Source organism: Cobetia sp. 14N.309.X.WAT.E.A4 (genome assembly GCF_030397495.1).
Classification (GTDB): Bacteria; Pseudomonadota; Gammaproteobacteria; order Pseudomonadales; family Halomonadaceae; genus Cobetia; species Cobetia marina.
In genome coordinates this window covers 56,331-82,220 of record NZ_JAPNXT010000003.1, presented here as the reverse complement: position 1 = coordinate 82,220, position 25,890 = coordinate 56,331, and the positions used below count along the sequence as shown (strand labels likewise).

Annotated in this window: 24 protein-coding genes; 7 read left to right on the top strand and 17 right to left on the bottom strand. The window is 61.0% G+C overall.

The window, feature by feature from the left end; genetic code table 11:
* Window positions 1-139: 139 nt before the first annotated feature.
* On the top strand, window positions 140-1,264 hold the full coding sequence (locus OW493_RS05630) for an alcohol dehydrogenase family protein (protein WP_205700436.1): 1,125 nt from the start codon (window positions 140-142) through the stop codon (window positions 1,262-1,264).
* A gap of 103 nt (window positions 1,265-1,367) precedes the next feature.
* Here the strand turns inward: OW493_RS05630 and OW493_RS05625 are convergent, their stop codons facing one another.
* The 3 genes from OW493_RS05625 to mtnA form a co-directional block, all read right to left on the bottom strand.
* Window positions 1,368-2,654 carry a nucleotide sugar dehydrogenase gene (locus tag OW493_RS05625; protein ID WP_141391654.1) on the bottom strand — a complete coding sequence of 429 codons (1,287 nt, stop codon included), beginning with the start codon at window positions 2,652-2,654 and terminating at the stop codon, window positions 1,368-1,370.
* A gap of 3 nt (window positions 2,655-2,657) precedes the next feature.
* Window positions 2,658-3,542, bottom strand: coding sequence for a UTP--glucose-1-phosphate uridylyltransferase GalU (gene galU / locus OW493_RS05620; RefSeq protein ID WP_077376470.1), 885 nt, complete (start codon window positions 3,540-3,542; stop codon window positions 2,658-2,660).
* A 231-nt stretch (window positions 3,543-3,773) separates the two neighbouring features.
* Window positions 3,774-4,892 (bottom strand): S-methyl-5-thioribose-1-phosphate isomerase, encoded by a 1,119-nt coding sequence (gene mtnA, locus OW493_RS05615; RefSeq protein WP_136937825.1) that lies wholly within the window; start codon window positions 4,890-4,892, stop codon window positions 3,774-3,776.
* A gap of 271 nt (window positions 4,893-5,163) precedes the next feature.
* Here mtnA and ubiG point away from each other — a divergent pair, with 271 nt between their 5' ends.
* Complete coding sequence (gene ubiG / locus OW493_RS05610; protein WP_103751442.1) at window positions 5,164-5,880, top strand: bifunctional 2-polyprenyl-6-hydroxyphenol methylase/3-demethylubiquinol 3-O-methyltransferase UbiG; 717 nt, start codon at window positions 5,164-5,166, stop codon at window positions 5,878-5,880.
* Window positions 5,877-6,563, top strand: a complete 687-nt coding sequence (locus tag OW493_RS05605; protein ID WP_084208694.1) for an HAD-IA family hydrolase — start codon at window positions 5,877-5,879, stop codon at window positions 6,561-6,563. Before ubiG ends, OW493_RS05605 begins: the two co-directional genes overlap by 4 nt.
* 136 nt (window positions 6,564-6,699) lie before the next feature.
* Here the strand turns inward: OW493_RS05605 and OW493_RS05600 are convergent, their stop codons facing one another.
* The 13 genes from OW493_RS05600 to OW493_RS05540 all read right to left on the bottom strand — a co-directional run bounded on the left by OW493_RS05600 (window position 6,700) and on the right by OW493_RS05540 (window position 18,611).
* Window positions 6,700-7,464, bottom strand: a complete 765-nt coding sequence (locus OW493_RS05600; RefSeq protein ID WP_077376482.1) for a YciK family oxidoreductase — start codon at window positions 7,462-7,464, stop codon at window positions 6,700-6,702.
* Between the two features lie 151 nt (window positions 7,465-7,615).
* On the bottom strand, window positions 7,616-8,386 hold the full coding sequence (gene ybgF / locus OW493_RS05595; RefSeq protein WP_289863540.1) for a tol-pal system protein YbgF: 771 nt from the start codon (window positions 8,384-8,386) through the stop codon (window positions 7,616-7,618).
* 138 nt (window positions 8,387-8,524) lie between these two features.
* Window positions 8,525-9,034 carry a peptidoglycan-associated lipoprotein Pal gene (gene pal / locus OW493_RS05590; RefSeq protein ID WP_065392600.1) on the bottom strand — a complete coding sequence of 170 codons (510 nt, stop codon included), beginning with the start codon at window positions 9,032-9,034 and terminating at the stop codon, window positions 8,525-8,527.
* Window positions 9,035-9,104: 70 nt separating this feature from the next.
* Complete coding sequence (gene tolB, locus OW493_RS05585; RefSeq protein ID WP_289863539.1) at window positions 9,105-10,397, bottom strand: Tol-Pal system beta propeller repeat protein TolB; 1,293 nt, start codon at window positions 10,395-10,397, stop codon at window positions 9,105-9,107.
* Complete coding sequence (gene tolA, locus OW493_RS05580) at window positions 10,394-11,590, bottom strand: cell envelope integrity protein TolA (RefSeq protein ID WP_289863538.1); 1,197 nt, start codon at window positions 11,588-11,590, stop codon at window positions 10,394-10,396. Before tolA ends, tolB begins: the two co-directional genes overlap by 4 nt.
* Window positions 11,591-11,593: 3 nt before the next feature.
* Window positions 11,594-12,040 (bottom strand): protein TolR, encoded by a 447-nt coding sequence (tolR, locus tag OW493_RS05575; RefSeq protein ID WP_077376494.1) that lies wholly within the window; start codon window positions 12,038-12,040, stop codon window positions 11,594-11,596.
* Between the two features lie 14 nt (window positions 12,041-12,054).
* On the bottom strand, window positions 12,055-12,732 hold the full coding sequence (gene tolQ / locus OW493_RS05570) for a protein TolQ (RefSeq protein WP_077377369.1): 678 nt from the start codon (window positions 12,730-12,732) through the stop codon (window positions 12,055-12,057).
* Window positions 12,733-12,910: 178 nt separating this feature from the next.
* On the bottom strand, window positions 12,911-13,360 hold the full coding sequence (ybgC, locus tag OW493_RS05565; RefSeq protein WP_289863537.1) for a tol-pal system-associated acyl-CoA thioesterase: 450 nt from the start codon (window positions 13,358-13,360) through the stop codon (window positions 12,911-12,913).
* Window positions 13,357-14,400: a Holliday junction branch migration DNA helicase RuvB gene (gene ruvB / locus OW493_RS05560; protein ID WP_077376500.1), complete on the bottom strand. Its 1,044-nt coding sequence runs from the start codon at window positions 14,398-14,400 to the stop codon at window positions 13,357-13,359. The genes ybgC and ruvB overlap by 4 nt, the downstream gene beginning before the upstream one ends.
* Window positions 14,401-14,604: 204 nt before the next feature.
* Window positions 14,605-15,219 carry a Holliday junction branch migration protein RuvA gene (gene ruvA / locus OW493_RS05555; RefSeq protein WP_077376504.1) on the bottom strand — a complete coding sequence of 205 codons (615 nt, stop codon included), beginning with the start codon at window positions 15,217-15,219 and terminating at the stop codon, window positions 14,605-14,607.
* Window positions 15,220-15,627: 408 nt separating this feature from the next.
* Window positions 15,628-16,206, bottom strand: a complete 579-nt coding sequence (gene ruvC, locus OW493_RS05550) for a crossover junction endodeoxyribonuclease RuvC (protein WP_289863533.1) — start codon at window positions 16,204-16,206, stop codon at window positions 15,628-15,630.
* 249 nt (window positions 16,207-16,455) lie between these two features.
* Window positions 16,456-18,243: an aspartate--tRNA ligase gene (gene aspS, locus OW493_RS05545; protein WP_191236994.1), complete on the bottom strand. Its 1,788-nt coding sequence runs from the start codon at window positions 18,241-18,243 to the stop codon at window positions 16,456-16,458.
* A 143-nt stretch (window positions 18,244-18,386) separates the two neighbouring features.
* The gene (locus OW493_RS05540) at window positions 18,387-18,611 is read right to left on the bottom strand and encodes a zinc ribbon domain-containing protein (RefSeq protein ID WP_136937831.1); all 225 of its coding nucleotides are present in this window, start codon (window positions 18,609-18,611) and stop codon (window positions 18,387-18,389) included.
* Between the two features lie 314 nt (window positions 18,612-18,925).
* On the opposite strand from OW493_RS05540, the gene OW493_RS05535 reads away from it, so the two are divergent.
* Window positions 18,926-19,945, top strand: a complete 1,020-nt coding sequence (locus tag OW493_RS05535; RefSeq protein WP_289863531.1) for a D-2-hydroxyacid dehydrogenase — start codon at window positions 18,926-18,928, stop codon at window positions 19,943-19,945.
* A gap of 179 nt (window positions 19,946-20,124) precedes the next feature.
* On the opposite strand, the gene OW493_RS05530 is transcribed toward OW493_RS05535, so the two are convergent.
* Window positions 20,125-22,056: a hypothetical protein gene (locus OW493_RS05530; protein WP_289863529.1), complete on the bottom strand. Its 1,932-nt coding sequence runs from the start codon at window positions 22,054-22,056 to the stop codon at window positions 20,125-20,127.
* 170 nt (window positions 22,057-22,226) lie between these two features.
* Here OW493_RS05530 and OW493_RS05525 point away from each other — a divergent pair, with 170 nt between their 5' ends.
* From OW493_RS05525 to OW493_RS05515, 3 genes are all read left to right on the top strand, one after another.
* On the top strand, window positions 22,227-23,147 hold the full coding sequence (locus OW493_RS05525; protein ID WP_077376521.1) for a ribokinase: 921 nt from the start codon (window positions 22,227-22,229) through the stop codon (window positions 23,145-23,147).
* 119 nt (window positions 23,148-23,266) lie between these two features.
* Window positions 23,267-24,220, top strand: a complete 954-nt coding sequence (locus OW493_RS05520; protein WP_077376524.1) for a nucleoside hydrolase — start codon at window positions 23,267-23,269, stop codon at window positions 24,218-24,220.
* A gap of 478 nt (window positions 24,221-24,698) precedes the next feature.
* A complete protein-coding gene (locus OW493_RS05515) occupies window positions 24,699-25,826 on the top strand; it encodes a bifunctional nicotinamide-nucleotide adenylyltransferase/Nudix hydroxylase (protein WP_240499743.1) in 1,128 nt (375 codons plus the stop codon).
* Window positions 25,827-25,890: the final 64 nt, after the last annotated feature.

Here is a 25,890-nt window from a genome sequence, read left to right as displayed (position 1 = left end):
GGTCTTTTGGTTTCTGACTCCCCTATCGCCTGATGATCCTTTACGAAGCGCGCTTGCAGATGACATGCCGCCTCGCCATTTGCTAGCCTGCAAGGTAGAACATTCACTCTACTCTTCCGTCATCCCCAGAGGGAACGTCATGCCATCCGATACCACCTCCTCGTTACCCGACACCATGCTCGCCATCGTGACCACCGGCCACGGCGGCTATGAACGCCTCGAGGCGCAAGAGCGGCCTGTCCCTGTGCCAGACAAGGGGGAAGTGCTGATCAAGGTACTGGCGGCTGGCATGAACAATACCGAGATCAATACGCGCCTTGGCTGGTATTCCTCCAGCATCACCACGGCCACGAACCAGGCCAGCAGCCAGCACGACACCTCGGCTGGCGAGACGACAATCGACAAGCCGGTCCCGCCCGAAGGTGGCTGGAAAGGCGAGACGCCCTTCCCCCTGATCCAGGGAACCGACTGCTGCGGTGAAGTGGTCGCGCTCGGCGAAGGTGCCGACACAGCGCTGCTCGGCAAGCGCGTACTGGTGCGGGCCTGCATGCGCAGTGCAGGCTGGGAGTCACTGGAAAACGAATGGATGGGCTCTGACTTCGATGGCGCCTTCGCGCAATTCGTCAGTATCCGGGCCAGTGACGTCTTCCCGGTCGAATGTGACTGGAGCGACGTGGAACTGGGCTCACTGCCCTGCGCCTATGGCACAGCGGAGAACATGCTGGAACAGGCCGAGCTCACGTCCGGCGAACGCGTACTGGTCACCGGCGCGTCGGGCGGCGTGGGCTCCGCCACCCTGCAACTGGCCAAGCGACGTGGCGCCATCGTCTATGCTGTGGCAGGCGCTTCCAAGCATGAGGCCCTGCGCACGCTGGGGGTCGACAGACTGTTTGATCGCCATGCGGACCTGGTCGCCGAACTCGGACAGGAATCCGTCGATCTGGTGGTCGACAATGTCGCCGGCGATGACTTCCCGGTGATGCTCAAGCTGTTGTCACGTGGTGGGCGGCTGGTGACCACCGGTGCCATCGCCGGGCCCATGGTCACCCTGGACCTGCGTGATCTGTACCTCAAGAATCTCCGCCTGCTGGGCACCACCGCCTGGTGCAAGGCGACCTTCCCCAATCTCGTGCGCTACGTGGAGCGCGGGGAGATTCGCCCCTTGATCGCGGCGAGCTTCCCGCTGAAGGATATCGCCAAGGCCCAGAAGGCCTTCCTCGAGAAGACCCATGTCGGCAAGTTCGTGCTTGAGCCCTGGACCTGATGAGCCACAGGAGTGACCAAGGAAAAGGCCCCATCCGTTGCCGGATGGGGCCTTGTTCATGCCAGGCGAATGTCATGCACATTCGTCAGGTACCGAGACGGTGTCACGGCGTCGCGCGACGCCCGATGCCTCGGTAGGTCAGCCCCTGGCTGGCCACGTAGCTGGGGTCATAGATATTGCGACCGTCCAGCACCAGCTTCGCGCCCAGCTCACGCTTGAGACGCTGCCAGTCTGGATTCCAGTAACACTTCCATTCGGTGACCAGCATCAGGGCGTCCGCCCCTTCGAGGGCGTCGTACATGTTGCCATCGACCAGCTCCAGCAAGGGGTGAGCGCCACAGGCCTCGCCCAACGCGGACAGCGCCGCCGGATCATGCACACGAACGCGCACGCCCTGAGCCCACAACGCCTCGAGCAGCGTCAACACCGGCGCATGGTCGATACGCGCCGTGCCCGGTTTGAACGCCGCCCCCCAGATGGCGATGGTGCGACCGCGCAGCTCGCCATCGAAGTGCTGCCACAGCTTACGGAACAGCGTCTCCTTCTTGGCCTCGTTGATGTCGAGAACATGCTCGAGCAGCAGCGATTCACGTCCGGTCTCATGCTGGACATCGGCCAGACGCATCAGGTCGCGCGAGAAGTTGGGACCACCGAAGCCACAGCCCGGATACAGATAGCCGAAGCCGATGCGCGGGTCGGCGCCCATGCCCTGGCGCACGTACTCGACGTCCACCTCGAGGGAATCCGCAAGCCCGGCGACTTCGTTCATGTAACTGATCCGGGTCGCCAACATGCCATTGATGGCCAGCTTGGTCAGCTCGGCGGCGCGGCGCGGCATGATCTGGAAGACATCTTCCCGACGATTGAAGGCGCGCAGAAGCTCCTGGACGCGACGTGTCGCGACCTCGGACTCGCTGCCCAGCAACCAGCGCGCGGGGCGCTCGAAGGTCGCCAGTGAGCGCCCCTCTTCCAGCATGTCCGGCAAGGCCACCGCATATTGATCATCCCGCGACAGCAGCGCCTCGAAACGCTCGGTGGTCCCGACAGGAAAGGTCGAATTGTTGACCAGCACCGTCGGCTCCGCGAGTGTCGCGACAACCTGCTCGATACGCGCCAGAGCACCCTCACGTTGATCCGGCGAGACGGCCACCCAGTGCACATCGATGCGACGCAGTGAACCAAGCCCCTTCACCAGCGTCAGATCGCCACGTTCGACGTGGCGGTCCAGCCGCTCTCGCAGGCCCGGCTCACTGTTCAGCCAGTCGACCCGGTCCAGTGACTCCCAGTCCATGTCTTCATGCGGCCACCACCAGACATTGTGGCCGACACTCGCCAAGGCGGCACTGGCCGTGGCAGCCGCCAGTTCGCTTCCGTGCACCAGCACCTGCATGGCTCATTTCTCCTGATAGCGGGTCATCAGCTCGCGGAAGCCTTCCCCGAATTTCGGGTGACGCTTGGCGAAGGAAATGGTGGCTTCCAGATAGCCTAGCTGATGGCCACAGTCATAGGTATCGCCGGCCATGCGATAGGCCGCGACCGCCTTGTCATCACGCAGGGTATCGATGGCGTCGGTCAGCTGGATCTCGCCACCGGCGCCCGGCGGGGTATTCTCGAGCAACTCGAAGATACGACCCGGCAGCAGGTAACGGCCGATCACCGCCAGAGTGGAGGGTTCGGTGCCCGGAGCCGGCTTCTCGACCATCCCACTGATCATCGCGGACTTGCCCGCTTCCGGCGTCTCGCCATCGATGGCGACGATACCGTACTTGTAGGCCATCTCCTGGGGCACGTTCTCGACCATGATCTGGGCGGCATTGGTGGCTTCATAGGCCTCCATCATCCGCGCCAGGTCATTCTTCTCGAGACCTTCGCCGTCGACCAGCACGTCCGGCAACATCACCAGGAAAGGCTCGTCTCCAACGATGGGCTTGGCACACAGCACCGCATGGCCCAGACCCAGCGGTTCCGGCTGACGCACGCTGATGATCTTGACGTCATCCGGAATGATGTGACGAAGTTCCTCGAGCAGCTCGAACTTGCCCTTGGCTTCCAGAGTCGTCTCGAGCTCGAAGTGCTTGTCGAAGTGGTTCTCGATGGCATTCTTGCTGGAATGGGTGACCAGGACGATTTCCTTGATACCCGCCGCAACCGCTTCTTCCACCACATACTGGATCACCGGCTTGTCGACGATGGTGATCATTTCCTTGGGGATGGCCTTGGAGGCCGGCAGGCAACGAGTTCCGAGACCTGCAACAGGCAATACAGCCTTGCGTATCATGAAGCGTCTTCCTTGTGTCTATGTCGTGGCAGATCGTGACGACTCTACCGAGTTACTGCCGCCCGGACGAGATGGCGACCGTCCTGAAATCTAGGCAGGGATTATGCCAGTTTGGCAAAAAAGTGCGAATTGACCGCAGATTTTCCACACTGGCCCATCAGATCGGCTGTCTGAGACGTCCATGACGGGCCAGTCCACGCGAAGCCTTCGCTCCGCGGACAGGATGCCTCCTCAGCGACGCTGGGCACGCCCCAGCAGGGCACCCACACTGTCGCTATCGGGCGACTCTACCACACCATGCTCGGTGACGATGGCATCAATATACTCATGCGGTGTGACATCGAAGACCGGATTGAAGACTTCGATCTCATCGGGAGCGATCCTGCGATTTCCTGCCTGACGCAGCTCATCGGCATCGCGAGTCTCTATGGGGATGGCGGCCCCACTGTCCAGACTGGCATCGAAGGTGGCAAGGGGCGCCACCACCATCACCTTGACCCCGTGGGCACGCGCCTGGACCGCCAGGGAGAAGGTGCCGATCTTGTTGGCCGTGTCGCCATTGGCCGCGATGCGGTCCGCACCAACGATCAACCAGCGCACATCGTCATCGCCGTCCCTGGATTGCATGATCAGCGAGGCAGCCCCCTCCACGGCAAGTCGGGCGGGAATCTTTTCCTGCACCAGTTCCCAGGCGGTCAGTCGAGCCCCCTGCCACCAGGGGCGCGTCTCATTGACATGGACGCGGCTGATCAGCCCCTGAGCGTACGCCGTGCGAATCACGCCCAGGGCGGTACCGTGCCCCCCAGTCGCCAGCGCACCGGTATTGCAGTGCGTCATCACCTCACAGTGGGGGGTGTCGGCCGGCAGGGACGCGGCAATCACCTGCGCACCGAATTCCGCCATGCGCAGATTGTCCTCGAGATCCTGCTCATGAATGCGCACGGCTTCCCGCAGCAGTGCCTCGTGGGGGGCAAGCTCACGCATGGCGTGCGCAGCGATCACCGTACGCATGCGATCCAGCGCCCAGAACAGATTGACCGCCGTCGGCCGAGAAGCCGCCAGAACCTCGCAGGCCGCTTCCAGACGCGCCCCCCATGCCCCGCCCTCATGTGCGGCGCGAACCGCCTCCAGCGCCACACCATAGGCGGCCGCGATGCCGATGGCCGGTGCACCACGCACTACCATGTCGGCAATGGCGCGAGCCACGCCGCCTGCATCCCGCAGTTCGATCTCTCGGGTCTCGCCCGGCAGCAGACGTTGATCCAGCAGTGCCAGTCGCGGCAAGGCATCTTCGTCGCTACCGGTGGCATTGTCTGACTGGGTCAGCCAGCGAATTGGAATCAGGCTCATGACACTTCCCTGTAGGCTCACGGACAAAGGGGTTCGCACTGGAGAACACCGCGGCGCGATAATGGCTGAGGCCATCTGCAAGTTCCCGTCATGACGAGTTTTTTGCAGTTACCGCTGACCCGCGACGACAGGCGGATTAGAATGGAGGAATCGTGCCCGAGGGTGACGCGTCTGTACAGGGGCGTGCATGCTTGCGATGCACTTCCGTAACGGTAAGGATCCGATCATGAGCCATAGCGACGCCAAGCAAGATTCCACTGCCCCGGATCATCTGGGCAACGTCGATGCCAGCGAAATCGCCAAATTCTCCGCGCTCGCCAGCCGCTGGTGGGACCGCGACAGCGAGTTCAAGCCACTCCACGACATCAACCCGCTGCGCGTCGATTACATCGACACCCATGCCGGACTGGCGGGCAAGCGAGTCATCGATGTCGGTTGTGGCGGCGGCATCCTGTCCGAGGCCATGGCACATCGTGGCGCCACCGTGACAGGGATCGACATGGGCGAAGCTCCGCTGTCAGTGGCACGCCTGCATCAGCTGGAATCCGGTGTGGAAGTCGATTATCGCCAGACCACCGCGGAAGCTGCCGCCGAGGAAATGGCGGGACAATTCGATGTCGTGACCTGTCTCGAGATGCTCGAGCATGTTCCTGACCCTTCCTCGGTGATCAACGCCTGCGCGCGACTGGTCAAGCCGGGAGGCAAGGTGTTCTTCTCGACCATCAATCGCAATCCCAAGGCGTACGCCTTCGCGATCATCGGTGCCGAGTACCTGCTGCAGATGCTGCCACGCGGCACGCATGAGTACCGCAAGTTCATCCGCCCGGCTGAGCTTGGCCGCTGGACGCGTGAAGCGGGCCTCAAGATGGAGGGTTCCACCGGCATGACCTACAACCCGCTGACCCGGAAATATCGCCTCAACACCGCCGACCTCAGCGTCAACTATCTGATGCATACGCGCCGCCCGACGGAAGACGAACTCGCATGAGTCTGCCGGCCGCACTGCCCCGTCCCGCTGCGCTGATCTTCGATCTCGATGGCACCCTGGTGGACACTGCGCCGGACCTGGCGCGTGCGACCAACGAGCTGCGTAGCCATCATGCCTTGCCGGAACTGAGCTATGAGGTGATTCGCGCCGAGGTCTCGCATGGCGGAAGCGCCCTGGTGAGACTGGCGCTGGGTCACGACATCGATCATCCCTCGCATGCCGAGGAGCGTACACGCCTGCTGGACTTCTATGCCCGTGATGTCGCGGCCCACAGCGAGCTGTTCCCGGGCTATGACGCCCTGATCGAGATCTGTCAGCGCAACGGCCTGCCCTGGGGGATCGTGACCAACAAGCCGCGTCAGTTCGCCGAGCCGCTGATCGAGTCCCTGGCGCTCACACCGGGCTGTCTGCTGTGCGCCGATGACCTGCCCGTCAAGAAGCCCCATCCTGAGCCATTGTGGGAGGCGGCCCGCCTCCTCGGCGTCGAACCGTCACGATGCTGGTATCTCGGGGATCATGATCGCGACATGCAGGCGGCGCGCGCGGCGGGCATGCTGGCGGTCGCCGTGCGCTATGGCTACGTCCGCGACGGGGACGATGTGGACGCCTGGCCTGCCGATGTGTGGTTCGACACCTCGGAAGAAGTCATCAATGCCGCTCTGCGCGCAGCGGAACTGCGCTGACGGGTCGCGCGACACCCTGACGCCCTGCCAATGAAAACGCCGACGGCCATGGCCGTCGGCGTTTTCATTGCAGGCAATCCTGTCAGTGACAACTTCTCACCATCAAGTGCTCGTCACTGTCACCCGCTCGGACATCTCACGTCCTGGGCGGCTGGGCATCGAACATCTCGCCGGTGCGGCCACGACTCTCCGGACCGATCAGCCACAGGTAGCTTGGCATGATGTCGGCTGGCGTACGCAGGGTATCCGGGTCTTCCGCCGGGAAGGCCGACTTGCGCATCGACGTTCGAGTCCCACCGGGATTGAGGGTATTCACGCGGACCTGACTGGTATTCTCGAGCTCCTGTGCCAAGAGCTGTGAAAAGCCTTCGGTGGCGAACTTCGAGACACTGTAGGCCCCCCAGAAAGCACGCCCCTTGCGGCCGACACTGGAACTCGTCAGCACCACGGACGCATCCCGAGACGCTTTCAGCAGTGGCAGCAGCGCCTGCAACATCCAGATAGGCCCATTGATGTTGACCTGCATGACCTGCTCCCACAACGCCGGATCATACTGCTCGAACGGGGTGATCTTGCCCAGCAGACTGGCATTGTGCAGCACCCCATCGAGTCGCCCGAATTCCTTGTCGAGCGTTTCCGCCATCTGCTGGTAATCCTTGAGCGTGGCCCCTTCGAAGTTCAGCGGGTAGATCGCTGGCTGAGGAGCCCCCAATGCTTCGATCTCGTCATAGACTTCCTCGAGCTTGGCAATGGTGCGCCCCAGCAAGATGACGGTCGCGCCATGCCTGGCATAGTCAATGGCTGCTTCACGACCGATGCCCGAGCCTGCACCAGTCACGAGAATGATTCGCCCTTTCAGCAGATCCGCTGGTGCCTGATAATCGATCTTGCATTCCGCCATGAGGATATCCCGTCCTGAACGCTGGCCTTGCCGAGAGGCTGACCCGAAGGGCAAGGCCTGAGGTGTATCGATGACATGCGGGCGCATGTCAGAACGCACAAAGCCCGCCTTGTCAGTCAACAAGTGCGGGCTTTGTCATCATCATCTGGCGTCATGCGCCAGAGGCGAGGAAATCCTTGGCCATTCCGCCGGCCTTGCTGTCGGGGTACTGGCGAACCAGTTCCTCGAGCAATTTGCGACTTTCCTGCGCCTTGCCCTGCCGCGCCTTGACGAGTCCCAGCTTGTACATCGCATCCGGCACCTTGCTGGATTGCGAGAACTCACTGATGACAGTATCAAAGGCCTGGGCAGAAGCATCCAGTTGATTCTTCGCGGAATACAATTCCCCCAACCAATAATGGGCATTGGCCGCGAGATTGGAATCCCCGTGATCCACCACGAAGGATTCAAAGGCATCGATCGCTCCGTCGAAATCACGCGACTGCACCTTGGCAAAGGCGTTCTCATAATCCTTCTGGGCATCTCCTCCACTGGAGGCATTGGCGCTGCTGGCATTGCTGCCCTCACCACCACTGACCGCGGCTGCGGTCTGCGCATCGACCTCCTGACCGTTCTCACCGGCTGGACTTGTTCCCGAAACACGTTGCTCCAGGTCCAGGTAACGTTGCTGCGACATCTCGGTGAGTCGCTTGAACTGATATTCCAGTTCATCGACACGCCCGCGCAGCCGCGCAATTTCCTGGGCCTGCTCATCAAGCTGGTTGAGAAGGGTCAGGGTGCCGCCACCACTCAAGCGAGTGTTGGCCTGCTGATAAAGCGAGTTGGACTGTACGGTAAGGTCTTCCACTGCGGGTGCGGCTGCAACTGACAACGGAAGCGCCAGGGCTCCCACACCGCACAACCATTTCAGGCTGTCTTTCATGCTGTCGGCTCCGCCGAATCATCATGTTGCCGTGCGAGAAGGCCCGAGCCTCAAGGTTGCCCTTGGGACTCAGGCCTGCTCAACACAAGTTTCAAGCGTCTCTGTTATCCCGCAGGGACCTCAGAGAGATTGCCGAACTCAGTAGTCGAAGACCACACGACGGTTCTTGGCATAGGAAGATTCGCCGTGACCTTGAACGGCCGGACGCTCTTCACCGTAGGAGACGATCTCGATCTGGGACGGAGACACACCCTGAACGGTCAGGAAGCGTGCGACAGACTTGGCACGACGCTCGCCCAGACCCAGGTTGTATTCACGAGTACCGCGCTCATCAGCGTGGCCTTCCAGAACGACATTGGCGCTGGTGTTGGCTTTCAGGTACTGGGCGTGGCCCATCAGGACGCTTTCGAATTCAGGACGGATGGTGTCCTTGTCGAATGCGAAGTAGATGGTACGCACGTCAGGCATGGAAGCGTTGCTCATCTGGTTGCCGTTGGTGTTGGCACCAGAGTTCATGCCGGCAGTGTTGGCACCGCTGTTGGCTGAATCCATGTCGCCGTCCTGGGCGCCACCGCTGCTGGAACAACCGGCCATGACGCTCAGGGACAGGGCAACCAACAGACCTTTTGCATACGGGGTGAACTGCATTGTAAAACTCCTTGCTCTAATGAAAACGAATGCCAAGCCTTTCTTTGTGACTCGGATGCATTCTAGTGGTTTAGTTCAGGAACGGCGACCACGCAGGTTCACGCACTTCGCCTTGTGGTGACGGCAGGGAAAATTGTGCTCTTCCATCTGCCGAGACCTCGCCCAGGACCCCACGGGTTCCTTGCTGAGTGGCATATATCACCATAGTGCCATTCGGTGCAACACTTGGAGATTCATCCCACTGAGTATCCGTGAGGGATGTCACTCGACCACTCTTCAGATCCTGCTTGGCAACCTGATAACCGTTGCCGGAGCGATTGATCATGAACAGGGTTTCCCCATCGGGCGACACACGCCCACGGGAATTGTAGTTTCCGGTAAACGTCACGCGTTCAGTACCACCGGAAAGATCAAGACGATAGATCTGCGGCGAGCCGGCACGATCAGACGTGAAGACCATGCCACTGCCATCCGGCAGCCAGTCCGGCTCGGTATCGATCGCAGGATTGTTGGTCAGACGTTGGAATTTGCGTGACGCGATATCCATCACATAAATCTCGGGCTGACCATCCTTTGACAATGCCATCGCCAACTTGCGGCCATCCGGAGACCAGGCTGGAGCACCATTGATGCCACGGAAACCGGTCAGTTTGGCACGACGACCACTTCCCAGCTCCTGAACATAAATCGCAGGCCGTTCTGATTCGAAACTCACGTACGCCAGTTTCTTTCCATCCGGCGACCATGCAGGAGACATGATCGGTTCATCGGATGCAAGAATCTCCTGACTACCATGGCCATCCGAGTCGGCAACATACAGTGCGAAACGAATGTTGTCACCCACGCCATTGGCGGTAATGTAGGCGATTTTTGTCGAGAAAGCACCGCGAATTCCAGTGATTTCCTCAAATATTTCATCACTCATGTAATGGGCGCGCGAACGCAACTGGCCATCACTACCCGTGATAACTTCTCCGAGCATGCGCTTGTTCCCGAGCACATCCATCAGCTCGTATTGAATGCTGTAGCCACCGCTGCTCGCATTCTTGATCTGCCCGACCACCAGATAGCTGGCGCCGAGACGCTTCCAGTCATTGACGAAGACATCCTGGGTAGTCCCCGGCAGCGCGATCAGGTTGTCACGCTTGATCGGCTCGAATTGGCCGCTGCGCGCCAGATCATCCGAGATGATACGGGCCAGATCCTGAGGGAGACTTCCCCCCGTCAGGTTCTCGAACGGCACCACGGCGATCGGCGTCGCGCTATCATTGCCCTTGGTGATCTCGATGGTCAGGTCCGCTCTCGCCATGCTGGTCACGACCAGCATGGCGGCTGCCATCATCCATGTAGTCACTCGTCTCATCGGCCCAGGTCCTCTGGATTGAAGTACAGATTGAAGTTGCGGAACTGGCTCTTGGCTGAAGCCGGCAGGTCCTGCATCTCGGTAAACGGTGCTGCTTTCTGTATCGCCTGAATCGCGGAACGATCGAAGGCGGCATTGCCACTGCTCTTGCTGACCGCAGCCGAAACAAGTTCCCCTGTCGGCAGCAATGAGACGCGCAGCGTCACCGTCATGCCGGGTACGGTACCTGAAGGCCGATTCCAGTTCTGCCCGACATACTTCTTGAGCAGACTCTCAAAGCCATTGGCCGCCTGTGCGGCCTGCTTGGCGCCACTGATGGCGTCACTTTCGCTGTCGATCAGACTATCCAGTGAGCCGGCAGATGCCTGTGCCGCCTTCTCGGCAAGCGCCTTCTGGCGCGCGGCCTCCGCGGCTGCCTTCTTGCGAGCCTCTTCCGCTGCCTTTTCCTTGGCCGCCTTTTCCTTCGCCGCTTTCTCGGCGGCTGCCTTGGCTGCCTTTTCCTTTTCAGCCTGCGCCTTGGCCTTGGCCGCCTTTTCAGCCTCTGCCTTGGCCTTAGCGGCTTTTTCCGCCTCGGCTTTCTTGCGCGCTTCCTCGGCTGCCTTTTCCTTGGCAGCCTTCTCCGCTTCCGCCTTGGCCTTGGCCGCCTTTTCGGCTTCCGCCTTCTTCAAGGCGTCTGCCTTGGCCTGTTTTTCAGCTTCAGCCTTCTTGCGCTCAAGCGCAATCGCCTTGGCTTCTTCCGCCCGACGCGCTGCATCTGCCTTGGCCTTGTCTGCCGCCTCGGCAGCCGCTTTCTGCTCCGCCTTCAACTGCTCAGCCGCCTTGGCCTGTGCCGCCTTCTCCTGCTCGGCAGCCTTGGCCTGCTCTGCCTTGAGTTCCGCGGCTTTCTCGCGCGCAGCACTCTTCTGCTGTTCTGCAGCGCGCTCCGCTTCCCGGGAGGCCTCCTCCTTGGCGCTCTGACGCTCATCGGCCTCTTCGGCGGCATCCCGCGCCTTGCTGGCCTTGGCCTGCTGGGGCTGAGTGGTCGTCGTTTCGGTGCTGACCAGCGTCGCGTTGACGATGGTCGTGCTGCTCTGATCCGGCTCGGACTCAGGCCAGCTCACCAGGGTCAGTACCAGGATGACCACATGCAGACCCACGGCCAGCACGACGGGTAATCCATAGCCTGCCCGCTTTTCGATTTCCGGCTGACTCATCCATCAGCCCTCGTTCGGCGGTTCTGAAATCAGCCCGACATTGGGAACGCCCGCCCCCTGCAGAGTGCTCATCAGCCCCATCACATCACCATATGGCGCTGTCTTGGCGCCTTTGACCAGCACGGGTGTCTTGGGCTTTTCCGACACGATGGCGGCCACCTTGCTGCCCAGGTCATCCAGGGCGACGGGAGTCCGCTTGTCCTGATCAGAGCCCAGATCGATGTAGTAGTTGCCGCTGTCATCCAGCGAGACGATCAGCGGTGTCACGTCATCAGGATTGTCGATGGGCTTGGAGGTGACCTTGGGCAGTTCGACCTGTACCCCCTGGGTCATCATCGGCGCGGTGATCATGAAGATGACCAGCAGCACCAGCATGACATCGATGAAGGGCACCACATTGATTTCAGAGGACAGCTTGCGCTTGTGCCCCCGGCTGTAAGGTCCTTTCATGCTCGACTCTCCTTTCAGGCGTCGTTGCTGCCACGGCCGTGCAGATTGCGATGCAGAATGGAGTGAAGCTCTTCGGCGAAGTCTTCATAACGGCCCAGCAGCTGATCGGCACGGCTGGCCAGACGGTTATAGAAGATGACTGCCGGAATCGCGGCAAAAAGCCCCATGGCGGTGGCGACCAGCGCTTCTGCAATCCAGGGAGCGACAGTGGTCAGAGTGGCCTGCTGTGCAGTCCCCAGTGCCTGGAAAGAGCCCATGATGCCCCACACCGTCCCGAATAGACCCACATAGGGGCTTACGGAGCTGACGGTGGCCAGGAACGGAAGATGGATATTGAGACGTTCTTCCTCGCGTGACAGCGTGACACGCATGCTGCGCTGAACGCCGTCCATCACCGCATCGGCATTGCTGGACTTGGGCTTGAGACGACTGTACTCACGAAAGCCTGCACGGAAGACGCCTGCAGCACCCGGCGTCGCCTCTTCTTCACTGGGCAATTCACGGTAGAGGTGATTGAGATCCACTCCGGACCAGAAACGCTTTTCAAAGGCGGTATACGCCTGTTTCGCTCGTGACAATGCCATCCCCCGTTGGAAGATCACTACCCAGGAGGCGATGGAAGCCGCCAACAGCAGCAACATGACGGATTGCACCACCAGGCTGGCATTCGCGAACAGCGAAATGATCGACATCGAATCTTCCACGGAAATCCCTCTTTTACTTGGTTCAGTCAGTGCCACCGGTGAGGCGACACCCTTAACATTCGTCCGACTCCGTCGCCTGACATCCGACCAGAAGGATGGCTGCAACGGCGTCTCACTCGTTCACGCCTTGACCACGGCGACTCTCGGTCAATCTGGTATCGGTGACTCAGACCTCAAGAGCGTTCAGCAATTCCACTGGCCACCGACGCGGACGCAATGTGCTGGCATCGACACAGGCAATCACCACCTCGGCATCACTCAACATCACCCCGTCCTTCATCACCTGTTGATGAAAGACAAGGCGCGCGCCACGCAATTCACCTGCCGTTGCCGTGACCTGCAGCAGATCATCCAGTCTCGCAGGACGATGATAGCGACTGGCCACACTGTGCACGACAAGCTGGATACCGCGCTCCAGAAGTGTCTGCTGGGAATAGCCACGTGCGCGCAGCCATTCACTGCGTGCACGCTCCATGAAGCGCAGGTAATTGACGTAATAGACGATGCCACCCGCATCGGTATCCTCGATATAGACCCGCACCGCATGATGAAAATCGCCCGTCTGCTCAGTCAACGTTTCCTCGCCGGGGCTGGATGTCTGCAGAGACGACATCATGCGTCCTCCTGCCCACCCGGCGTCAGACGCGCCTGGGTCTCACGCGGCGTGATGCCGAAATGCTGATAAGCGGAACTGGTCACGACGCGCCCGCGCGCCGTTCGCATCATGAACCCTTGCTGAATCAGATAGGGCTCCAGCACATCTTCGATAGTATCGCGCTCCTCGCCGATGGCGGCCGCCAGCGAATCCACTCCGACGGGCCCGCCATCGAACTTTTCGATCATCGACAGCAGCAACCGGCGATCCATATGATCCAGCCCGTGGCTATCCACATTGAGCATGTTGAGCGCCTTGTCCGCGACATCCAGCGTCAGACGGCCATCGCCGCGCACCTCGGTAAAGTCACGCACCCGCCGCAGCAGCCGATTGGCGATACGCGGCGTCCCTCGCGAGCGTCGTGCGATCTCGCGTGCGCCATCCATCTCCACTTCCATGCCTGACAGCTTCGCACTGCGCGAGACGATACCGGTCAGCGACTCGATATCGTAGAACTCGAGGCGCTGAACGATTCCGAAGCGATCTCGCAGGGGCGCGGTCAACAACCCAGCCCGGGTCGTCGCCCCCACCAGAGTGAATCGTGGCAGTTCCAGCTTGATCGAGCGGGCAGCCGGGCCCTCACCGATCATGATATCCAGCTGATAGTCCTCCATCGCGGGATACAGTACTTCCTCGACCGCCGGTGACAGGCGATGAATCTCGTCGATGAACAGTACATCGCCTTCCTGGAGATTCGTCAGCATGGCAGCCAGGTCACCTGCCCGCTCCAGAACCGGTCCGGACGTCGACTTGATGTCCACGCTCATCTCACTGGCAATGATGTGTGCCAGAGTGGTCTTGCCAAGTCCCGGGGGCCCGAATACCAGGGTGTGATCCAGGCTATCGCCACGACCGCGAGCGGCACTGATGAAGATTTCCATCTGCTCGCGCACGATCGGCTGACCGATATACTCATTCAGCGTTCGCGGCCGATTGGCGCGATCGATCCGTTCTTCCGGATCATGCGTGGCCGCGGAGATCAGTCGATCCGACTCCATCATGATGCTTGCTCAACTCCTGATGACTCATGCTGCAGACATGAGTCATGTGGCGAGAGGTGGTCTGACCGAGGCAGTGAAATGATCTTGCGCCAATGCAATCAAGCGCGCACTTTCTACCCCAGTCGACGGCCATTCCCTAGTCAATAAATCCAATCAGATCGTGCCTATTCTGTCATTCACGCTATCAGGCACGAGACACGTGCGCTAGCTGGCCATCTTGCGGGCCAACGCCGCCTTGATGAGGGCTTCCGTGGAGGCACCTGTCTCGAGTCCCGAGAGCATCTTGGCCGCCTCGACCGGCTTGTAGCCCAGCGCGACCAGAGCGGCTTCGGCGTCGGCCAGGGGATGGGTAACCGGCGGCTGTGGCTGCGAAGCGCGCGCCATTTCCGACAGACCATCGTCCTGCGGAATCGTCCAATGCTTGAGCCGGTCGCGCATCTCGATGATCAGGCGGTCCGCCGTCTTCTTGCCGACGCCGGGCAAGCGAGTCAGTGCCCGACTGTCTTCGTCGTGCACGCAGCGAATGAAATCGGCCTGCTCCATTCCCGAGAGAATCGCCAGCGCCAGGCGCGGCCCGACCCCGGAAATCTTGATCAATTCCCGGAACAGACGACGCTCCGGCTCCTTGCCGAAGCCATAAAGCAACTGGGCGTCTTCACGCACGACCAGATGGGTGAACAGCTGACAGTCCTCCCCGACAGCCGGCAGACCCAGCAAGGTATTCATGGAGGCTTCAAGTTCATAGCCCACACCCTGTACATCGAGTACCAGATGAGGCGGCTGCTTTTCGAGCAAACGCCCGGTCAGACGTCCAATCATGTTTCGGGCTGTCCTTGAGTCTTCAGTGCCGCCTGCTCATCACATCAGGTGTCAGGCGGCACGGGTTGTTGCGATGCGGGCAAGCCTACCAAAGATAACGTGCAGGCGGCATGTCCGAGTGTCACGACGATTTTGTCGCATGAATCTGACAGTCACTTGTAGCCATGAGGCCAGATGCAGGCAGCATGCGGAAGCCAGCAGAACGCAAGATGCTGCCTGACATCGTGAAAACAAGCCCACAAGTGACTGAAAAATTGGAATTTATTGATAACGATAGCGTATCTGGCGCAAGCGGGCTTGTCACTTCTCGCCTGTAGAGGCCGCCTTCAGTACACGCCGAAGTCTGCTCCCCACTCTCTTCAGCCCCTGACCAGACACTATTCAGACCCTACGTGACCGGCAGACACCTCATTTGCCCGGCTCAAAGTCACGCCAGCTACTGCTGCGTCGTGCGCGGGAGCTCTTGCGCCCTGCACCCGCCCCCAGACCCAATGCCTCCAGCTGCGCGCTGCTCGGAGTCAGTCGCATGCGTGCAAAGCAATGTGTCAGCGCGATGGCCAGAGCATCCGCGGCATCCGCCTGAGGCGTTGCAGACAGCTTGAGCGTATGGGTCACCATATGCTGGACCTGGGCCTTGTCTGCTGCACCGGACCCCGTGACAGCCTGCTTGATCTGTCGCGGCCCATACTCTGATACCGGCAGGCCGTGGTTCGCTGCACACACGATGGCTGCCCCACGTGCCTGACCGAGCTTGAGCGCGGAGTCGGCATTCTTGGACATGAAGACCTGCTCGATGGCGAACTCCGCCGGGCAATGCATGGCAATCACTTCACTGATACCGGCGTAGATCTGCGCCAACCGCTGGTCGAGGCTGACCTGGGACATGCGGATGCAACCACTGTCCACATAGCGGGGCTGAGCCGCCGAGACGTCCAGTACGCCGTAACCGGTCAGGCGTGACCCCGGATCAATGCCAAGAATGATCATGCCACCGCCTCACGTCTCACACTCATTGCCTCTCCACCCCTGTCGTCTTTCGTGCTTACTGTGTATATAACCAGCCACAATGCCACAAAAAAGGCGGTGCGACACTGTCATTGCCTGCATCATCTGCAGGTAACAGTCTCACACCGCCTTGCCGGGGGTCACTTGCCCGCTTGCGCGGGACTCCCCCTCTCCCGGGCGCTGATGGCGCCTGTCAGGAGAGGTTGATCACCCCGGGGTCATTCGCCTGGATCAGGCCTGACCGCCTTCCTCTTCAACCTTGACCTTCTGACGCAGACGGATGTTCAGCTCCTTGAGCTGCTCACCGCTGACTTCCCCCGGGGCGTCGGTCATCATGCAGCCAGCGCTCTGGGTCTTCGGGAAGGCGATGACTTCACGAATGGTCTTGGCGCCGGTCATCAGCATGACCAGACGGTCGAGACCGAAGGCCAGACCACCATGGGGCGGCGCGCCGAACTTGAGCGCGTCGAGCAGGAAGCCGAACTTCTCTTCCGCTTCCTCTTCGCCGATGCCCAGCACTTCGAACACGGTACGCTGCATGGCCTGGTCGTGGATACGGATGGAACCGCCACCCAGCTCAGTGCCGTTGATGACCATGTCATAGGCGCGAGACAGTGCCGCTTCCGGGTCGGCCTTGAGTTCTTCCGGGGTGCAGGACGGCGCGGTGAACGGGTGGTGCAGCGCGCTCAGGCGGCCATTGGCATCGGCTTCGAACATCGGGAAGTCGACGACCCACAGCGGTGCCCATTCGCGGGTGTAGAGGTTGAGGTCTTCGCCCAGCTTGACGCGCAGCGCACCGATGGCCTCGGCCACGATGTTGGCCTTGTCGGCACCGAAGAACACGATGTCGCCATCGACGGCGCCACAGCGGTCCAGCACGTCATCCACGACGTCTTCCATGAACTTGACGATCGGCGACTGCAGACCCTCGATGCCCTTGGCACGCTCGTTGACCTTGATCCACGCCAGGCCCTTGGCACCGTAGATGCCGACGAACTTGGTGTAGGCGTCGATTTCCTTGCGTGACAGGCTGGCACCGCCCGGTACACGCAGCGCGGCGACACGGCCCTTGTCATCCTTGGCCGGGCCGGAGAAGACCTTGAAGTCCACACCGCTCATCAGGTCATCGACATCGACCAGCTCCAGCGGGATGCGCAGGTCCGGCTTGTCGGAACCGAAGCGCTGCATGGCTTCGGAATACGGCATGGTCGGGAAGTCGCCCAGCTCGACATCCAGCACTTCCTTGTAGAGACCACGGATCATGGTCTCGGTCATGCCCATGATGTCCTTCTCGTCGACGAAGCTGGCCTCGAGGTCGATCTGGGTGAATTCCGGCTGACGATCGGCGCGCAGATCCTCGTCACGGAAGCACTTGGCGATCTGGTAGTAACGATCGACACCGGCGACCATCAACAGCTGCTTGAACAGCTGCGGAGACTGCGGCAGCGCGAAGAAGCTGCCGGCATAGGTGCGGCTCGGCACCAGATAGTCACGTGCCCCTTCCGGCGTGGCACGCGTGAGAATCGGGGTTTCGATGTCGAGGAAGCCCAGGGCTTCCAGCTGGGCACGCACGCTGTGGGTGATGCGTGAACGCAGGCGCAGCTTGTCGATCATGTCCGGACGACGCAGGTCGACATAACGATACTTGAGGCGAACTTCCTCACCGACCTTGTTGTGGTCGTCCAGCTGGAACGGCGGCGTCTGTGCGGTGTTGAGCACTTCGACATCCTTGGCCAGCACTTCGATCATGCCTGTCGGCATGTTCGGGTTCTGGGTGCCTTCCGGGCGCATGCGAATACGGCCCTTGATGCGCAGGACGTACTCGCTGCGCGCCTTGTCGGCAGTGGCGAAGGCATCGACGGTGTCCGGATCGACGACGATCTGGGCGATACCGTCACGGTCGCGCATGTCGAGGAAGATGACGCCACCGTGGTCGCGACGGCGGTGCACCCACCCGCACAGAGTGACATCCTGATCGATCAGGGTCTCGTTCAGTTTGCCGCAATAGTGGCTGCGCATGTTGATTCCTTGTTGCTCAAATTCGTGATCGACGCACTGGTGCGCGTCTGTCTCAGAGGGCCTGACGCTGGAGATGCCTGCCACTCATGCATGACCTTGCACATGGATGGCAGGCATGACAGCTGGCCTGATGACGGGAGACATCAGGACGAGCTATCGCCACCTCCGGCCAGATTCTTCTTGCTGCCGGACTTGAAATCCGTTTCGTACCAGCCACTGCCCGCCAGACGGAAACCGGCGGCGGATACCAGCTTTTCCAGCTGGTCCGTCTTGCATTCCGGACATTCCGTCAGCGGCGCGGCGCTGATCTTCTGCAACTTGTCCATCCGATGGCCACAGGCCTTGCAGTGGTATTCATAGATCGGCATGGTTTTTTCCTGACGATACTGGTCCCGAGCGCATGAATGCGAGTCGCAGACCATGACAATGTTATGCCTTGCGGCGCCCTTGCATCAGACGTGCCGGAGACATCAATATGAGTGACATCTCAAGCACAGCTTCGGAACGCGTACAATAAGGCCAGTTGAACGTCTTTCAAGTCAAAGCGAAAGGGCCACATTATAGCGTGCTCGGCCCCTTGCGGGGCAACACCTCGATAGATTCCCGGCAATGCGCCGTCATGCCCGGCCAGGGTCAGGCCTCATTCACTGCCGCCCGGCCGTCTCACGTCATGAGGACACCGATGTCTGATCCCCAACTCGCATCTGCAACTTCCCCTACTGCTGCCGCTGGTGCTGGCCCGCAGGCCGTGATGCTCGACATGGCATCACTTGGCGACGGCCTTGACTTCAGCCGCCTGAAGGACCGGGTCAATGGGCTGGTCTGCCATGATGCCACGTTGCCCGAGCAGGTCGTGGAGCGTCTGGAGGGTGCCGAGATCGTGCTGGTCAACAAGGTACGCCTGGAGGCGCAGCATCTGGAGGCCCTGCCGACATTGAAGCTGATCGCCGTCATGGCCACCGGCACCAACAACATCGACATGGAAGCGGCAAGGGCGCAAGGCATACGCGTCATGAACGTCGCGGCCTATGGCACCGCCTCTGTCGCACAGCACACCTGGATGTTGATGCTGGCACTGGCCGGACAACTGCCTGGCTACCAGGGAGATGTCGCGAGCGGTGAATGGCAGCGCAGCAATACCTTCTGCCTGATGGGCCGCCCCACCCTGCAGCTGGCCGGCAAGCATCTGGTGATCGTCGGCAAGGGGGAGCTGGGGACTGCCGTGGGCAGGTTGGCGGAGGCGTTCGACATGCGCGTCACCTTCGCCGCGCGCCCGGGCAGTGAGTCGACGTCTCAACGACCGAGCCTGAAACACCTCCTGCCTGAAGCGGACGTCATCAGCCTGCACTGCCCCCTGACGCCGGAGACACACCATCTGATCGACGAGCAGGCCCTGGCGTTGCTGAAGCCCGGTGCCCTGCTCATCAACTGTGCACGCGGTGGCATCATCGATGAAGAGGCTGCACTTGCCGCCTTGAAGCGTGGGCACCTCGGTGGACTGGCCGTCGACAGCCTGCCGGAGGAGCCGCCCCGGGAGGGCCATGCCCTTCTGACAGCGCTGGCTAACGGCCGCACGGCGTCTGAGGCCGGATGGAATCTCATCGTCACGCCCCACAATGCCTGGATCAGTCGTGAAGCGCGTCAGAACATATTGGATCTGAGTCTTGCCAATATCGAGGCCTATCTCGGCGAAAACGTCTGAGACATGGACGAGGGGGCTGCATTGCTATGCCCGCCCGCTGGCAGAAGCATGGATAGACACCAGAAGGGGGCCAGATGCACAAGGCATCTGGCCCCCTTCTGGTGCCGGGATTGCTGCGTCATTCAAGAGGAGTGACGCGACATCGATGGCAGCTAGCCTGAGATCACTCTTGAGTTCGCTCAGCGCAGGTGGCTGGCAAATGAGGATCTGTCGATACGGATATGCATGCCGGCGGCCTTGACGGGGTGGCCTTCGGCATCCCACGTCACTACCCGCCCGCGCGAGATGAGCAATACCCAATCAATGGCATCCGCCGCCTGATCCTCGTCATGCCGACTCGCCGACGATGCCGCATGGCCCTCGCCCCCTTGCGGCTCGATGCCCGGTTCAACCGCCAGATCAGGATGCGCATTGCAGCCCATGCTTTCGATGTGCCGCAGATCCTCCTCTCCCGGGGCGCGCATGCGGTACTGACATTCGAAGGTATCGCCGAAGGTGGTGAACACGCGGTGACGCAGGACATGCACGGCTTCCAGGTCATCAGGATGGATCAGCCGATCAAAGTCCAGCTCGCGCATCACCAGTGGCTCACGCCCTGTCGCTCCCAGCATCCGCCACAGATTGGGGTGAATGTAGATGATGCGCCCGGGAATATCCATCTCCCACAGACTGTCGCCACTGGCTTCCAGGGAGTCGAGCAAGCGTCGCTCACTGGCCTGGAGTTCCTGCTGGGTCTGACGCAGGCGCCGGTACATTTCCTCGGCGGTCTGGTTGGCATCATCCAGCTCGACGATACCGCAACGCCCTGCGGAATCCACCTCCGCCCCCATGCCGATACGATGCAGGCGATCCCTGAGCTCTGCCAGCGGCACGGACAGATGGCGACTGATGTGGTGGGTGCGCCAGCTCATCAGCAGGAAGAAACTCAGATAGAAGAGTATCAGGCCGCCCACCAGCGCCATGCCGACCAGTTGAAAATTGCGCCCGATCTCGGCGGTACGCGAGAAAACGGCCGACTCCTCCACCATGCTCAACATGATCCAGTCATTGCTGCTCAGATGCTCCCAGGCCACCTTGAAGGGCTCGCCATCCACCGAGACGCTTGCAGAGCCACGACGCTGCCCGAGGATCTGCTCGGACAGGGTGGCGAAGACGGGATGTCTGGACAGCTCCATCTGCGCCGGACGCAGCACGTCCTCCTCCTGGAGAGTGCTGACGTCCGGCTGTTCGACCGGTGCCAGAGACAGCAATGATTCGCCCCGCGACGGCACCGCCAGTGAGCGCCCCTTGGCATCGTAGAGCATCGCGAAACCGCTCCAGGGCAGCTCCATGGCCAGAATCTGGTTGACGATGACATCCAGGGTCATGTCGATGCCTACCACACCGAGGAATTCGTCACCGTCATAGAAAGGCGTGACGACAGACGTCATCCAGCCATTGGCGGCGGGGTCCTGATAGAGATCCGTCCAGACAGTGTGGCGCTCGGGATTCATGGCCGGTGCGGCCAGGTAGAAGAAGGAGAAGTCTCGGCAATCGTGATCGGGGGGCAACAACTCGACGAGATCCACATAGGGATAGATTCGCACAGAGCAGTTCGCCAGCGTCACGAAGGTCTGGATGACCGAGGGGTGGGTCGAGACGATATTGCGCATCAGAGGGTCCACGGCCGTCATTCGCAATGCCAGTGGCACATCGATCTCGATATCAGGCAGCACGGCATGGAAGCCACTGGCCTGATCCCCTTCATCCCTCTGGCTGGCCCAGACGCCACTGCGCTCGAATCCATGCCGAGCCGCTTGCTCCGCCCTGACGGGAGAAGCACTGTCGAGTCGAATCATGCGGGCCTGTTCCGCCATGCCGGTGGAGAGATCCTGTATATGTTCCAGCTGACGATTGAGGCTCTTGGCCTCGCGCAGCATGGCCAGATTCAACTCACTGTTCGACTGCGCCTGAAGATAATTTAGATTGGCATCACGTATCTCGTTGTTGGACAGAAAGTACACCGCCACCAGCGCCGTCTCTACCAGCAGCAACGGGATCATGGTACTGGTAAACAGCGCGCGCCAGACCCATTTCTTGATGGTGATGGGGGTACGTTGAGTTCCCGGCATTGACGGATTTCCTGGTTCCTCCATAAGTGAATCGAGTATGCGCCTTCTCTTGCCTATACGTGGACTTCGCGCTTCAACGCTCAAACATGTCCAAAAGGTCAGACCTTGGTGTCAGGACTGCGGACAGGCGGCCAAGGCTTTGCTAGGATGCTCGCCCCCAAGGAGGCTGCATGCTTTACAACTACGGTTCCATCAATATCGATCACGTCTACCGGGTCCCTCATCTGGTTCGCCCCGGTGAAACTCTGGCGAGTCACTCCTTCCGTCAGGTATTGGGCGGCAAGGGGGCCAACCAGTCCCTCGCTCTGGCACGCGCAGGCGGAGATGTCACCCACTGGGGACGTCTCGGCAATGCCGACCGCTGGGCACTTGAGCCATTGGAAAGCGCCGGTGTCATCACGTCTCAGGTCGAACTGAGCGCCAGCGCCAGCGGTCACGCCATCATTCAGGTGGATGATCACGCCGAGAACAGCATCATCCTTTACCCTGGTGCCAATCATGGCTTCACCGACGAACACCTCTCCGAGCTGTTCTCCGGAGTCACCCAGGGCGATTGGCTGCTGCTTCAGAACGAGTGCAATGCGCTTGGCAAGGTCATTGAGATGGCGCATGCCAAGGGCATGAAGATCGCCTTCAACCCGGCGCCGATGGGTGCTGAAGTGCTGGATCTCCCGCTGGAGCATTGCCAGGTGCTGTTCTTGAACCGTGGCGAAGCGGCGCAACTGGTCGAGCTGGAAGAAAGCGCACCGGTCGACACGCTGCTCAATGCCCTGCATGAGCGCCTGCCCGCCACCGAGGTCGTGCTGACTCTGGGCAGCGAAGGCGTCTGCTATCAGCTGGGCGAGCAGCGCATCCAGCTGCCTGCCCATCGCGTGAAGGCGGTGGATACCACCGCTGCCGGCGATACCTTCATCGGCTATTACCTGGCCAGCCAGATCGATGGCATGAACATCGAAGACAGTCTGCGTCGCGCCAGCACGGCCTCCGCACTCTGTGTCAGTCGTGAAGGCGCCGCTCCCAGCATTCCGGGCAGCAGCGATGTCGCTGACGCCCTGGCGAAGTGGCCTCCCCTGGACGCATTGAGCAACTGAACGATCACCCCCTTGAACCGGACAGGTCTGAGCCTTTCCTGAGGGTGAGGCTCAGCCCACGGCACGCTGATTGAGGTGCCGATGGCACCGGTTCATGGCTTTATCGGCAAGAGGACATCATGAAGACTCCCATCATCTTTGATACCGACCCGGGCGTTGATGACGCCCAGGCCATCGCCATCTGCCTGGCACATCCGGACATCGAATTCCTCGGCATGACGACCACCTTCGGCAACGTCACCATCGAGACCGCCACGTCCAATGCGTTGTTGCTGGGGGAGCTGGCGGGCCAGAATATCCCGGTCGCACAGGGTGCTGCCCAACCGCTGGTCAAGGACAAGTTCCCCGCACCGGCGCACATCCACGGCGCCAACGGCCTTGGCAACATGGATATCCCGGAGCCCAAGGGCAAGGCGCTGCCCATCAGTGCACCGCAGTTCATCGTCGAGCAGGTCAATGCGCGTCCGGGCGAGATCACCCTCGTCGCGGTAGGCCCGCTGGGCAACCTGGCAACCGCCCTGCAACTGGACCCGAGCATCATCACCAAGGTCAAGCAGGTGGTCGTGATGGGTGGCTCCATCCGTGAAGGCGGCAACGTCTCTCCGGTCGCGGAAGCCAATATCTTCAACGACCCGCATGCCGCCTCCAAGGTGCTCACGGCAGGCTGGCCGCTGACCATGGTCGGCCTGGATGCCACTCACCGCTGCGTGCTGTCCCCGGCACATGTCGAGCGCATCCGTGTCGCGCAAGGTGCCCTGGGCGAGGTGCTGTCCGGCAGCTATCAGTTCTACAAGGCCTTCTACCAGGAAGCTCGTGGCATCGATGGCTGCTGTCCGCACGACAGCTGTGCCCTGGCTTGGCTGATGAAGCCGGAGATGTTCACCGTCGAGCGTGGCCACCTGAGCGTCGAAGTCGAAGGGCTGGCGGAAGGCCAGACCCTGTTCGCGCCGCAAGGACGCGAGTTCCTCGGCAATCAATGGTCCCAGACACCGCTGGTCGACGTCTGCGTCAATGCCAACGGTGAGCAGGTCGTCGAGTGGATCACCGACGTGCTGACCGCCAAGGCTTCCTGAGCCTGTACTCCCGATATCTCGTGACGCACCGCGGGTCATGGCGATACCGGCTGCCCCCGGCAAGGCATGCCTTGCGGGGGGCCAGTCTGCGTGATGCCTCGGCCCTCTCAGCTTTCAGCCGTCACCTCCCTTGTATCCTGCGATGTTCAGCCGCCAGGCAAGGCGCGATCAGCCAGCATTGCGCTCTCCCCGCCTCTCCAGTCTCTCCAGTCTCTCCAGTCTCTCTCGTCTTTTGTCTTTCGCCTCTCCCACCTCGTCGATGACAGTGTTGTGGGTAGGATCGATATCTGTGCGAAGATAAAAGGTAACGGTATAATATAAAGATGCCTCCAGACGCAGACAGATCGCACACTGCCAGGCCATGCTCAGCGTATGCGCGTTATCTGATAGGCTATCGGGGACGCACGACCTGCCACCCAGACGCAGTCTTCAGAATTCCATGGAGCGTTTCATGCCCTCATCGTCTCTCATGCCCGCCATGCGTGCACCGTCTCAGCTCTGCTCCGAGGGCTCGGCAGACAACGCCTGTCAGTATGACTGTCTCGTCTTCATCGGGCGCTTCCAACCCGTTCACCATGGTCATGTCGCGATCATGGAGGAGGCTCTGCGTCGTGCACGCCAGGTCATCGTCCTGGTGGGGTCTGCCTGGCAGGCGCGTTCCTTGCGCAACCCTTTCACCTTCGATGAACGCACCCGCATGATTCGCAGCTGTTTCGGGGAGGATGCCAATGCCCGACTGGAAATCGTGCCGCTGCTGGATGCTCTCTACAACGACGATGTCTGGGTGCGGGATGTGCAGCGCAAGGTGCGTGACATCGCACGCCCGCAGGCCAATCGCATGCCACGCATCGCCTTGATCGGGGCCACCCACGGCAATGACAATGCACGCTCCAGCTATTATCTGAGCCTGTTCCCGCAGTGGGAATCCGTGGCAGGGCCTTACCACGAGGGCATGGTGGCGAGCCATATCCGCGATGTGATCTTCAGCGAGCGGGCCAGAGTCGAGGACTGGCTGGACAACGAGGGACTGGAGTTGCTGCCCGGCAGCGTCGCAGAACATCTGCGCGGCTTTCTGGAGGAAACGGCATGGCAGGGTCTGGTCGAGGAGCGTCGACTGCTCGAGCAGTATCGCGCGGCATGGAGTGACGCGCCCTATCCTCCCCTGTTCATCACGGTCAATGCGGTCGTCGTGCAATCAGGGCATATCCTGCTGACCACCCGACGCGCGGCGCCTGGGAAGGGGCTTTACGCCCTGCCCGGAGGCTTCGTCCAGTCGCAGGAGCGCCTGCTGGACGCCTGCCTGCGCGAATTGAGAGAACGCGTGCGGCTCAAGGTGCCAGAGCCCGTCCTGCGTGGCTCACTGCGTGGGCAGCGTCTGTTCGATGAGCCTCATCGCAGCTGGCGCGGTCGCACGCTGGCAGAGGCCTTCTATTTCGCACTGCGCCCGGAGCAGCAGCTACCGAAACTGCGCAGCAGTGGCAAGGACAGCGAAGAGCAGGCTCGCTGGGTGGCACTGGCGGATCTGGAGCCTGACACCTTGTTCGAAGACCACTTCTTCATCATCCAGAACTTTCTGGGCTTGCATGCGGGACAAAGCAGTTTCTGACTCGTCGAGGGAGACAGCTTTGCCAGACACGACAACGGCAGGCCATTGGCCTGCCGTTGTCGTG

Coding starts and splice junctions, on each gene's coding strand:
- OW493_RS05630 (WP_205700436.1), top strand. CDS start 140: ATGCCATCCGATACCACCTCCTCGTTACCCGACACCATGCTCGCCATC.
- OW493_RS05625 (WP_141391654.1), bottom strand. CDS start 2,654: ATGCAGGTGCTGGTGCACGGAAGCGAACTGGCGGCTGCCACGGCCAGT.
- galU (WP_077376470.1), bottom strand. CDS start 3,542: ATGATACGCAAGGCTGTATTGCCTGTTGCAGGTCTCGGAACTCGTTGC.
- mtnA (WP_136937825.1), bottom strand. CDS start 4,892: ATGAGCCTGATTCCAATTCGCTGGCTGACCCAGTCAGACAATGCCACC.
- OW493_RS05605 (WP_084208694.1), top strand. CDS start 5,877: ATGAGTCTGCCGGCCGCACTGCCCCGTCCCGCTGCGCTGATCTTCGAT.
- OW493_RS05600 (WP_077376482.1), bottom strand. CDS start 7,464: ATGGCGGAATGCAAGATCGATTATCAGGCACCAGCGGATCTGCTGAAA.
- ybgF (WP_289863540.1), bottom strand. CDS start 8,386: ATGAAAGACAGCCTGAAATGGTTGTGCGGTGTGGGAGCCCTGGCGCTT.
- pal (WP_065392600.1), bottom strand. CDS start 9,034: ATGCAGTTCACCCCGTATGCAAAAGGTCTGTTGGTTGCCCTGTCCCTG.
- tolB (WP_289863539.1), bottom strand. CDS start 10,397: ATGAGACGAGTGACTACATGGATGATGGCAGCCGCCATGCTGGTCGTG.
- tolA (WP_289863538.1), bottom strand. CDS start 11,590: ATGAGTCAGCCGGAAATCGAAAAGCGGGCAGGCTATGGATTACCCGTC.
- tolR (WP_077376494.1), bottom strand. CDS start 12,040: ATGAAAGGACCTTACAGCCGGGGGCACAAGCGCAAGCTGTCCTCTGAA.
- tolQ (WP_077377369.1), bottom strand. CDS start 12,732: ATGTCGATCATTTCGCTGTTCGCGAATGCCAGCCTGGTGGTGCAATCC.
- ybgC (WP_289863537.1), bottom strand. CDS start 13,360: ATGATGTCGTCTCTGCAGACATCCAGCCCCGGCGAGGAAACGTTGACT.
- ruvB (WP_077376500.1), bottom strand. CDS start 14,400: ATGATGGAGTCGGATCGACTGATCTCCGCGGCCACGCATGATCCGGAA.
- ruvA (WP_077376504.1), bottom strand. CDS start 15,219: ATGATTGGACGTCTGACCGGGCGTTTGCTCGAAAAGCAGCCGCCTCAT.
- ruvC (WP_289863533.1), bottom strand. CDS start 16,206: ATGATCATTCTTGGCATTGATCCGGGGTCACGCCTGACCGGTTACGGC.
- aspS (WP_191236994.1), bottom strand. CDS start 18,243: ATGCGCAGCCACTATTGCGGCAAACTGAACGAGACCCTGATCGATCAG.
- OW493_RS05540 (WP_136937831.1), bottom strand. CDS start 18,611: ATGCCGATCTATGAATACCACTGCAAGGCCTGTGGCCATCGGATGGAC.
- OW493_RS05535 (WP_289863531.1), top strand. CDS start 18,926: ATGTCTGATCCCCAACTCGCATCTGCAACTTCCCCTACTGCTGCCGCT.
- OW493_RS05530 (WP_289863529.1), bottom strand. CDS start 22,056: ATGCCGGGAACTCAACGTACCCCCATCACCATCAAGAAATGGGTCTGG.
- OW493_RS05525 (WP_077376521.1), top strand. CDS start 22,227: ATGCTTTACAACTACGGTTCCATCAATATCGATCACGTCTACCGGGTC.
- OW493_RS05520 (WP_077376524.1), top strand. CDS start 23,267: ATGAAGACTCCCATCATCTTTGATACCGACCCGGGCGTTGATGACGCC.
- OW493_RS05515 (WP_240499743.1), top strand. CDS start 24,699: ATGCGTGCACCGTCTCAGCTCTGCTCCGAGGGCTCGGCAGACAACGCC.